We start from the raw sequence: 9,585 nt of genomic DNA on the forward strand, positions 1-9,585 counted from the left end.
CGTCCTCACAGCTCGTTAAGCTGCTGACCTAATTGTTTCCGATCCTACATATGGGTCAATTAGATTTGTCGGCAGTTTCTCCTAGTTAAAAAACAGAGTCTAGTGGCGTAAAAGAACCTTCGCTTAAGACAATCTAACACCTGCGGTTTCCCTAAACAGTGCTTTTGGGCAGCGTGGAGAGTTCTCCAAAGTGCGTCTTATAAAAAACCCGTTGCGTAATTACCGAGGGGGCAAAACACTAAACGGGCGTACTTTTGAAGATTGACTGGAGTTAAGGAACCACATAAACCACTAAACTCTGAAATGCTCCTGTGGTCCCCTTTATTATGGGCAATTCGTTTCCGGCTAGTGTCTGTAGTCGTGAGGGTACACAGCACGCGAACCAGATAAACAACAAATGACGTTTTGACCAAAGGTCGGTTCACTGCATGGAATTTTCAATCGCTACACTTCTCGCCAATTTTACTGATGATAAATTGGTTGCTCGTAAACTGTTAGAAAAGAAACTTGGTTGCGAAGATGAACCCAATTTAGAAAAACTTCACATCGCCTTGGAAGTACTAGAAAGAATTGGGATTTTGGCCAAAGAACGAGGTAAGTATCGCCGTGTCTCGGAAGAGGGGGTGATTGAAGCAAAACTTCGCTGTTCCAGCAAAGGTTTTTGTTTTGCCATCCAGGATGTAGAAGGAGCAGAAGACATCTACATTCGCGAAAGTCATCTGAGCAATGCTTGGAATGGAGATCGCGTTTTGGTCAAAGTGCTTAAAGAAGGCAGTCGTCGGCGATCTCCAGAAGGAGAAGTCAAACTAATCCTAGAGCGGTCAAATCACACTTTACTAGCACGGATCAAGCAGGTAGAAGGGGGCTACCGCGCCGTACCTTTAGACGATAGATTGCTTTTTGAACTGAAACTGCTCATCAATAACAATAAACTGGAACAAGCAATTGACCACTTGGCTCATGTGGAGGTTTTGCGTTATCCATTAGCCCAATATCCACCATTGGGTAGAGTCGTGCAAATTCTAGGTAGCGATGCTGAAGCAGCAGCCGACATAGATCTAGTCACCTGCAAACACGATCTGGCGCGTACTTTTCCAGACCCCATTCAAGAAGCAGCTTCAAAATTACCTAAAAAGCTGCTAAAAGCAGATTTAAAAAATCGTTTGGACTTGCGCCCAAAGTTTACACTCAGCATAGTTCCCAACAATGGTGATTCCAAATTTGTAGAAAATGCTTTTTCTCTGGAAAAAAATAACGAGGGCAATTGGCGACTGAGCTTTCACATTGCCGATGCTACCCACTACATTCAACCAGAAGAAATTCTTGACCGGGAAGCACTGAAGCGGGGGCGCTCGGTGTATCTTGGTAATTTAGTACTGCCCATGTTCCCAGAAGTAGTTGGCGAACGTTGTTCTTTATTACCTGGAGTCGATCGATTAGCACTGTCTTTTTTAATTACAGTTGACTCAAAATCGGGAGAAATAGAAGATTGGGAAATTCAACCCAGTGTTGTTAAAGTCGATACCTCACTCAGTGAATCGGAAGCAGAAACTATTTTCGCCAACAAATCCACGAAAACAAGTAGCGGCGTTGTCCAGATAGTTCAAGACCTGGAAACTGTACGTCAATTATTGAAAAAGGTGCGTCTCAATCGGGGTTGTTTGCAATTGAATCTGCCACCCAATCAAAACCCATACTGCGATGAAGGTGCTTTGGGGTGTGTTGTCACCAACGATTTACCCGTGCGAGCTTTGCTTACAGAGTATACGTTACTGGTAAATCAATTGATGGCAACTCATTTGAATGCTCTTGGAGTTCCTGCCATTTGGCGAGTGCAAGGTGCGCCCGATCCCGAAGATGTTCAAGAGATGCTAAAATTGGCAATTAACTTGGGTGTTGAACTGTCCCTCGATCCGGAATTAGAAATTCAGCCTCTTGATTACCAACAGCTGACCAGGGTTTTTGCAGAATCGGCATCCGAGCAAGTGTTAACTTACTTATTACAAGATACCCTCAAACAAGCTACGTACAGTACAACCAAAGGTTCTCACTTTGGTTTGGCATTACCAGAATATATCCATTTCACTTCCCCCTTGCGGCGTTACCCAGATTTGGTTATGCAAAGGGTCTTTTATGCACTCACCGAACACGGACGCGATCGCCGTAACACTCGTGTTAAAGATCGGGTTAACCTTCGCCACTCCTCGAGCCATGGCGAAATTAACTGGAACGTTCTCCCACCAGAATTGCAAAGTGAATTGCAAAGTGAATTGACGAGAATTATTGTTCAGCTTAACGATCGCGAAAAAGAAGTTCAAGAAGCTGAAACCGATCTGGCTGGTTTGCAAAGGGCTTCGCTGATGAAACAACGCATTGGTGAAGTTTTCACTGGTGTCATCACGGGGGTTCAATCCTACGGATTCTTTGTAGAAATAGAAGTTCCACCCACCGAGTCAGATGGTGGAAATACGCGAGTTCCTTTACGGGTAGAAGGGCTAGTTCACGTCAGTTCTCTCAAAGACGATTGGTATGAATACCGCGCCAGACAACAAGCGCTGTTTGGTCGCAAAAATCGCGCTTCCTACAGATTGGGCGATCGTGTAGCCGTACAGGTAAAGAGTGTTGACTATTACCGCCAACAAATTGATTTAGTCACTGTTGGTAGCGATGGTATGGTCATGGGTAAGGATATGAATGGCGAAGATCCGGGTATGTATATGCGCCATGACGATCTTGAGCCTGATGACTTAGATCCCTATGCTGATGATGAATAGCGAGTTGTTAGTTGTTAGTTGTTAGTTGTTAGTTGTTGGTTGTTAGTTGTTGGTTGTTGGTTGTAAATAACCAATAACCACTAACCACTATCCACTAACCACTATCCACTAACCACTAACCAATAACCACTAACCAATAACCACTAACCAATAACCACTAACCACTAACCAATAACCACTAACCAATAACCACTAACCACTAACAATGTCAAAACCTCTCATAATAGGCGTAACAGGAGCATCTGGTTTAATTTACACTGTTCGTGCTATGAAATTTTTGCTGGAAGCTGACTGTGAAATTGAATTAGTTGCTTCTAAATCAACTTACATGGTTTGGCAATCCGAGCAAAATATTCGCATGCCCTTAGAATCCCTTCAACAGGAACAATTTTGGCGACAGCAAGCCCTTGTTGAACAAAGAGGCAAACTACACTGTCATCATTGGGGTGATGTAGGAGCTAACATTGCTAGTGGTTCGTTTCGCACTCAAGGAATGATAGTTATTCCTTGTAGCATGAGTACTGTAGCAAAGCTAGCAGCTGGTATGAGTTCAGACTTACTGGAACGGGCTGCAGATGTCCAACTCAAAGAAGGTCGGAAACTGGTTATTGTTCCGCGTGAAACTCCTTTGAGTTTGATTCACCTACGTAACTTAACAGCTTTAGCAGAAGTTGGCGCAAGAATTGTTCCTGCGATTCCTGCTTGGTATCACAATCCCCAAACTATCGAAGATTTAGTTGACTTTGTCGTCGCTCGTGCTTTGGATCAGCTAGATATTGACTGCGTTCCAATTCAACGATGGAGGGGGTAGGGACTAGGGAGTAGGGGGTAGGGAGTAGAGAATAGGAATTGGAAAAAAGTTTCCCTAACTCCTAACCCCTAACTCCTAACCCCTACCTACCCCCTACCCCTTACCCCCTACCCTTTAATTACTATGGCACTCATTCGCTTAATTCTATTAGTGGCAGTACTTGGAGGAATTACGCTGCTACTCCTACAAAATTGGTCTCCTGTCCTACCGCTTGTGTTTTTAGGTATGCGATCGCAACCATTACCACTGGCAATTTGGATTTTGTTTAGCACAGTTGCTGGTGGATTAACAACTATCTTACTGACGATTTTGTTCAACTTATCTGGTTCTCTTAGGAGACAGCGCCAAACTCCTTTGCGATCGGCTCCTGAATCATCCCGTCAGAACAAAACTCGTGTTGAAGAACCAACATCTAGTCCGCCAAATCCTCCATCTTCTGGCGATCGAGAATCCCGAACCACTGATACTGTTGATGACTGGGAAACAGGTAGCGGACTTTACGAGGATTGGGAGTTTAACAAGTCGGATTCCCAAAAAACCCAAGTCAAAGACCCTAATACCTACGATCGCTCTTCAGAACCTCAAGACAGACCAAAAACTGACTCATCGTATTCCTATAGCTACCGCGAACCAAAAAATTCTGGCGTAGGAAAAACAGAATCAGTTTACGATGCGGACTATCGGGTTATCATTCCCCCTTATCAACCACCCAAGCCTGAACCAGTAGAGGAGGATGATTGGGGGTTTTTGGATGATGATGCTGAGGACGAGGATAAGCCCCCTCGACGTTAACTTGAGACTTAGCACGGTACTGGGTCTCTATACAAGATTACAACGTTCGCGGGACTCCTGCTTGACATCTCCAGTCATAGCAGCTTCTTGTAAGGTCATGAAAGCGTTAAAGTCCTCTAAATCGTACCGAGTTGTCAGCAGCTGTCGCAGTTGATTTTCTGCTTCAACGGTAAGATAGCCAGTGGCTAAAGCCTTTTTTACAACGTCTCTAATCCGAGTCATGGTTGAAACCTCTAACGACCACACATAAAACACACTTATATATACGAGTTGCTTCAGAGAAGATATGCAATGGTTTGGTGCTTCAACCCTTCTATTAGCAAAGTTTTTGTGCATTTCGTCAAACAATAAGTCATACTTTACACCTTGAACAAAAACACTAACTTGTCTATTCCAGCTTGCAGCAACCGATTGCTGGCTCGGCAACAATGTGTCGGTAGAAACACAGTGTTGCCTAAATACGTAATAGTCTCACTCACTAAGTGAGTCACGCTTGCTGATGTTGACCGATAAAGTCAAGATAAAGTTTCGCTCAAACTATATAAATTTTCTGTTAAGCATAAAGATACCTAAGTCACAATTACCAAGTCACCTAACGAATGTTATGAATTTCGTTATAAATTTATTGTTTATTTAATTTGGCTTCATACAAAACTCAGTATGATATGGGAAATTTGGTATTGAAAATAACGGTAATGACACCTCATAATTCAAGTCAGGTAGAAGAAGAATTTATAGAAGCTAGAAACAATTGGGAACTAGAAAAATTATATATAGATTTAGGTTTGGTGAAAGGAAAATCCCTGACACCTGTTGAAAAAAAATTCTTGAGGGGTTTACTTTGCGGTTGTAGTCCTGCAGAAATCGCTAGTACTGTGTATCAAAGTCGTAGTAGCAGTACCGTTAGAGTTTACCTTTCTAATGGGTTGTATAAGTATATAGAGGAAATGCTGACTAACCAAGCAGGATACTTAATTAAAGTGAAAAACTGGAGCCGTGTGACTCAATTGCTAGAAAAAGCAGGTTATAAAAAAGCACGGATTCAATTAGAGCCTCTTGGTAACCAACTAAAGATAGATACAAAACAAGAGATTGTTTCAATAGATATGAGTTCAGCAACAATAGAAGATTGGGGCGAAGCACCTGATGTGAGTATTTTCCATGGAAGGATAACAGAACTTTCTCAACTTGAACAATGGATTGTTGGAGAACGCTGTCGTTTAGTGATGGTTTTGGGTATGTCTGGCGTTGGAAAAACAGCTTTTTCTGTAAAGCTAGCAGAACAATTGAAGGATAAGTTTGAATGTGTAATTTGGCGGTCTCTACATCTTAATCCATCTCCAGAAATTCTGCTCAATCAACTCGTAAAAATTTTATCACCAAATCAAGAAATCAATCTTACAGAATCATTAGAAAGCCTCATATCACGACTTATTGATTGTTTGCGTTCGTCCCGATGTCTCATTGTCTTAGATAATTTTGATTCAATTTTGTACAGTCAATATATGGGTATTGAAGATACATCTCTTCAGAGATTGATCAGTCAATTAAGTACAAACTCTTTTTCGTCCTATCTTCTGCCGCATATTAGCTATTGTCAAGGATATGAGATTTATGGAGAAATTCTGAGAAGAGTAGGGGACTCCCAGCATCAAAGCTGTTTAATTGTAACAAGTCGAGAAAAACCCCAGGAAATTTCAGTACTTGAAGGAAAAATATTACCTGTTCGTTGCTTAAAATTAACGGGTTTAAATTATTTAGAGAGTAAGAATATACTCCAATCTAAAGGTTTAATGACTTCCCAAGATGAAGAATGCAAAATTTTAATAGATTGGTATGCAGGCAATCCCTTATTTATTAAATTAGTTGCAACGGCAATTGAAGAATTATTTGGTGGGAGCATCAACAATTTTTTAGAACAAGGTACAATCGTTTTTGGAGATATTCGAGCTATTTTAGATAGACAATTTAATCGTCTATCAAGTTTGGAAAAGCTGATTATGTACTGGTTAGCCTTGAACCAAGACTTGGTTTCAGTACGTAAGTTACAGAGAGATATTGTCCCTCGCGTGTCACAGAGATTAATTCTAGAGGCTATGGAGTTATTGCAAAAACGTTCTCTGATTGAGAAAAACGCAGCAAATTTTTCTCAAATTCCTATATTGATGGAATATATAGGGGAACGATTAATTGAGGAAAATTTTCAAATGATTGGAGAAACGGGAGGTTATCTGTTGATGAGTCATACAATCTTGGAGACCAAAATAAAGAACTACATTCGAGAAACTCGTCTAAACTCGCACTCTTTGGAGTAAATTGGTTAATGACCAGTGAACAGTGACCAGTGACCAGTGACCAGTGACCAATGACAAATGACAAATGACAAATAATTTATTAAAAGGAGTCAACCTATACTTGGTTGGCATGATGGGTGCAGGTAAATCTACTGTAGGGCAAATACTAGCACAGCATTTGGGCTATGGGTTCGTGGATACGGACAGTGTAATTGAGAAAGCAGCTGGTGGGAGATCCATAACTCAACTGTTTGAAGATGAAGGAGAAGTTGGGTTTCGCCAATTGGAAACTCAGGTTTTGGCACAAGTGTGTGCTTTCACTAAGCTTGCGATCGCAACAGGTGGAGGTATTGTTATAAAACAAGAAAACTGGAGTTACCTTCACCACGGCTTAATTGTTTGGCTGGATGTACCCGTCGAAATTCTTTACGCCCGTTTAGCGGAGGATACAACTAGACCCCTTTTACAAGATAACGATCCCAAAGGGAAACTGCGATCGCTTCTCGAACAAAGACAACATCTTTACTCACAAGCTGATTTGAGAATTACTGTCAGTGAAGGAGAGACACCAGAGCAAATTGCTACACGAGTCCTAGATGAGATTCCCGGTGTTTTAAAACCTATAGAAAAGTGAAGATATGTAGCTAAATATTGAATATTATGGATTTTTGTATGACTAGTATTTTCAAAATGTAAATTTATATCTAATCAGCAACTGCCCCAAGTACCTATGACAGTCAGCGAAACTGAGTATATCAAGCAAGATGCAGCCACCCGCGTACAAGTGCTAAGCGAAGCACTACCCTACATTCAACAATTTATTGGTCGCACCATTGTTGTAAAGTATGGTGGTGCAGCCATGAAAGACAGCAATCTCAAAGATAAAGTGATTCGCGACATTGTGTTTTTATCTTGCGTTGGCTTGCGACCAATTTTGGTACATGGTGGAGGACCAGAGATTAACAGTTGGCTGGATAAACTGGGAATCGAGCCTCAATTTAAAAATGGTTTGCGAGTGACTGATGCCCTGACAATGGATGTTGTGGAGATGGTATTAGTGGGTCGTGTCAATAAAGAAATCGTCGCTTTGATAAATCAAGCTGGTGGTTCAGCAGTGGGGTTGTGTGGCAAAGATGGTAACTTAATCAAAGCTCGCCCTCAAGGTGATGAAGGCATTGGCTTTGTAGGGGAAGTCAACAGTGTCAGTATAAAAATTTTGGAGACACTAGTTAGCAATGGCTATATTCCGGTAGTGTCCAGCGTTGCCGCAGACGAAACAGGACAACCGTATAATATCAACGCCGATACTGTAGCCGGAGAGATAGCAGCTGCATTGGGCGCAGAAAAGTTAATTTTACTAACTGATACGCGGGGGATTTTGACAGATTACAAAGATCCATCTACCCTAATTCCTAAAGTAGACATTCAAGAAGCCAGGGAACTCATCTCAACAGGTATAGTCAGTGGTGGAATGATTCCAAAAGTCACTTGCTGCGTGCGTTCTCTTGCACAAGGAGTGAAAGCAGCACATATAATTGATGGTCGCATTCCCCACTCGCTACTGCTAGAAATTTTTACTGATGTTGGTATTGGTACGATGATCGTTGGTTCCCAGTTTTTAACTTAGGATAAGTTGACTCAGATCCCCGACTTCTTAAAGGATACAGCTGGCGAATGGGGGGTCAGACCCCCTATTCTTTAATGAGAATATAGAATCAGGATTTACGAAACTCGAATCAAGTGCGGGCGGGCTACCTTGGCAAACGCATTCTTGATATGACTTGCGCGGTGGTGGGGATGTGCTCAATACCCAATCCGATAGACAGGCGATCGTACTCAACCCAATCCGATAGACAGGCGATCGTACTCAACCCAATCCGATAGACAGGCGATCGTACTCAACCCAATCCGATAGACAGGCGATCGCTATGCAGTTATTGAAATGAGACCAAATAGAGATGAATGTCTGTCAGCCAACTCAATTTCTGGTCACGAATAACTTAAGCAGGCTCAACACGTAAAGTAGCAAATGAACTAGTACGAGTTTTTGCTTTAATGGGATGATTTGACCAAGCAAAAAAACGCGTTAAATTGATTGCACAAGCAGTGGCAACGTGTTGTAAATGTGTTTTAGCTAGTCCAAAATATCGCGTTCGTCGCAAATCAAATCTACCAACAGCTTGGGAGATGGTACCCTCAACACCAGATCTGCGTGCGTAGTGTTGCTGAAACTCTGGAGTTTGTTGTTGATCGCGACGCTGTTGGAGTGCATCATATTCTTCACGAGGTCGCAACTTAATTTTTCTGGGAGCAGTTTGAGCAGAAGTACAATCACTTCTCACAGGACATTTCGCGCAAGTCTTGCGCTCAAAGACAACTTCAATTAAAGGATTGTGATTGCTGTCACGAGTTTTGCGCCAAATTCGACTCCAAAAACCTTGTGGACATTGAACAACTTGATTGTCCCAATCAATGACAAACGCACTTACATCAAACCCTGTGTTTAACTTGGCTTGCCAAGAAGTATCAACAGCCACAGGTCCAACAACAGAAACTTGATAAACCTGATGACTTTCAACCCCACCATGTTGCTCGTCTAGGCTGAGATTCCATACATTCGCCTTTTCAAACAAATCAAACTGTTGTTCCAATCGCCCACAACTGACGCGTTTCTTGTTCCGTTTATCCTCTAAATTTCTCATGATTGAATTCAGCAATGATAATTTCCCGACTTCAGACTCTATTTGCTCTCATTTCATTTGCTCTCAGGTGCCCTCTTGTCTGTCAGAATCTGATGTTGACTCTGGTGTCTCTCAAAATCGGTTGAGTACGATCGCCTGTCTATCGGATTGGGTTGAGTACGATCGCCTGTCTATCGGATTGGGTATTGAGCACATCCCCACCACCGCGCAAG

9 protein-coding genes are annotated in these 9,585 nt (G+C 42.1%); 7 read left to right on the forward strand and 2 right to left on the reverse strand.

Features of this window, described 5'->3' with window-relative positions:
• The first annotated feature begins 428 nt into the window (after nucleotides 1-428).
• The 3 genes from WA1_RS29700 to WA1_RS29710 all read left to right on the forward strand — a co-directional run bounded on the left by WA1_RS29700 (nucleotide 429) and on the right by WA1_RS29710 (nucleotide 4,377).
• Nucleotides 429-2,774 (forward strand): ribonuclease R family protein, encoded by a 2,346-nt coding sequence (locus tag WA1_RS29700; protein WP_017740689.1) that lies wholly within the window; start codon nucleotides 429-431, stop codon nucleotides 2,772-2,774.
• Between the two features lie 205 nt (nucleotides 2,775-2,979).
• Nucleotides 2,980-3,585, forward strand: a complete 606-nt coding sequence (locus tag WA1_RS29705) for a flavin prenyltransferase UbiX (RefSeq protein WP_017740688.1) — start codon at nucleotides 2,980-2,982, stop codon at nucleotides 3,583-3,585.
• A gap of 123 nt (nucleotides 3,586-3,708) precedes the next feature.
• Nucleotides 3,709-4,377, forward strand: coding sequence for a LapA family protein (locus tag WA1_RS29710; protein ID WP_017740687.1), 669 nt, complete (start codon nucleotides 3,709-3,711; stop codon nucleotides 4,375-4,377).
• A 27-nt stretch (nucleotides 4,378-4,404) separates the two neighbouring features.
• Here the strand turns inward: WA1_RS29710 and WA1_RS29715 are convergent, their stop codons facing one another.
• A complete protein-coding gene (locus WA1_RS29715; protein WP_026134385.1) occupies nucleotides 4,405-4,599 on the reverse strand; it encodes a hypothetical protein in 195 nt (64 codons plus the stop codon).
• Nucleotides 4,600-5,072: 473 nt separating this feature from the next.
• Between WA1_RS29715 and WA1_RS29720 the strand changes: the two genes are divergently transcribed.
• The 3 genes from WA1_RS29720 to argB all read left to right on the forward strand — a co-directional run bounded on the left by WA1_RS29720 (nucleotide 5,073) and on the right by argB (nucleotide 8,298).
• The gene (locus WA1_RS29720; RefSeq protein ID WP_017740685.1) at nucleotides 5,073-6,692 is read left to right on the forward strand and encodes an NB-ARC domain-containing protein; all 1,620 of its coding nucleotides are present in this window, start codon (nucleotides 5,073-5,075) and stop codon (nucleotides 6,690-6,692) included.
• A 64-nt stretch (nucleotides 6,693-6,756) separates the two neighbouring features.
• Complete coding sequence (locus tag WA1_RS29725; RefSeq protein ID WP_017740684.1) at nucleotides 6,757-7,305, forward strand: shikimate kinase; 549 nt, start codon at nucleotides 6,757-6,759, stop codon at nucleotides 7,303-7,305.
• 96 nt (nucleotides 7,306-7,401) lie between these two features.
• On the forward strand, nucleotides 7,402-8,298 hold the full coding sequence (argB, locus tag WA1_RS29730) for an acetylglutamate kinase (RefSeq protein WP_017740683.1): 897 nt from the start codon (nucleotides 7,402-7,404) through the stop codon (nucleotides 8,296-8,298).
• 373 nt (nucleotides 8,299-8,671) lie between these two features.
• Here the strand turns inward: argB and WA1_RS29735 are convergent, their stop codons facing one another.
• A complete protein-coding gene (locus tag WA1_RS29735; RefSeq protein ID WP_017750206.1) occupies nucleotides 8,672-9,373 on the reverse strand; it encodes a transposase in 702 nt (233 codons plus the stop codon).
• Here WA1_RS29735 and WA1_RS58820 point away from each other — a divergent pair.
• Nucleotides 9,372-9,585: hypothetical protein (locus WA1_RS58820; protein WP_201789128.1), on the forward strand; the 214-nt coding region annotated here is incomplete at its 3' end. The two genes, WA1_RS29735 and WA1_RS58820, sit on opposite strands and share 2 nt — an antisense overlap.

The organism is Scytonema hofmannii PCC 7110, from assembly GCF_000346485.2.
GTDB classification, from domain to species: Bacteria; Cyanobacteriota; Cyanobacteriia; order Cyanobacteriales; family Nostocaceae; genus Scytonema; species Scytonema hofmannii.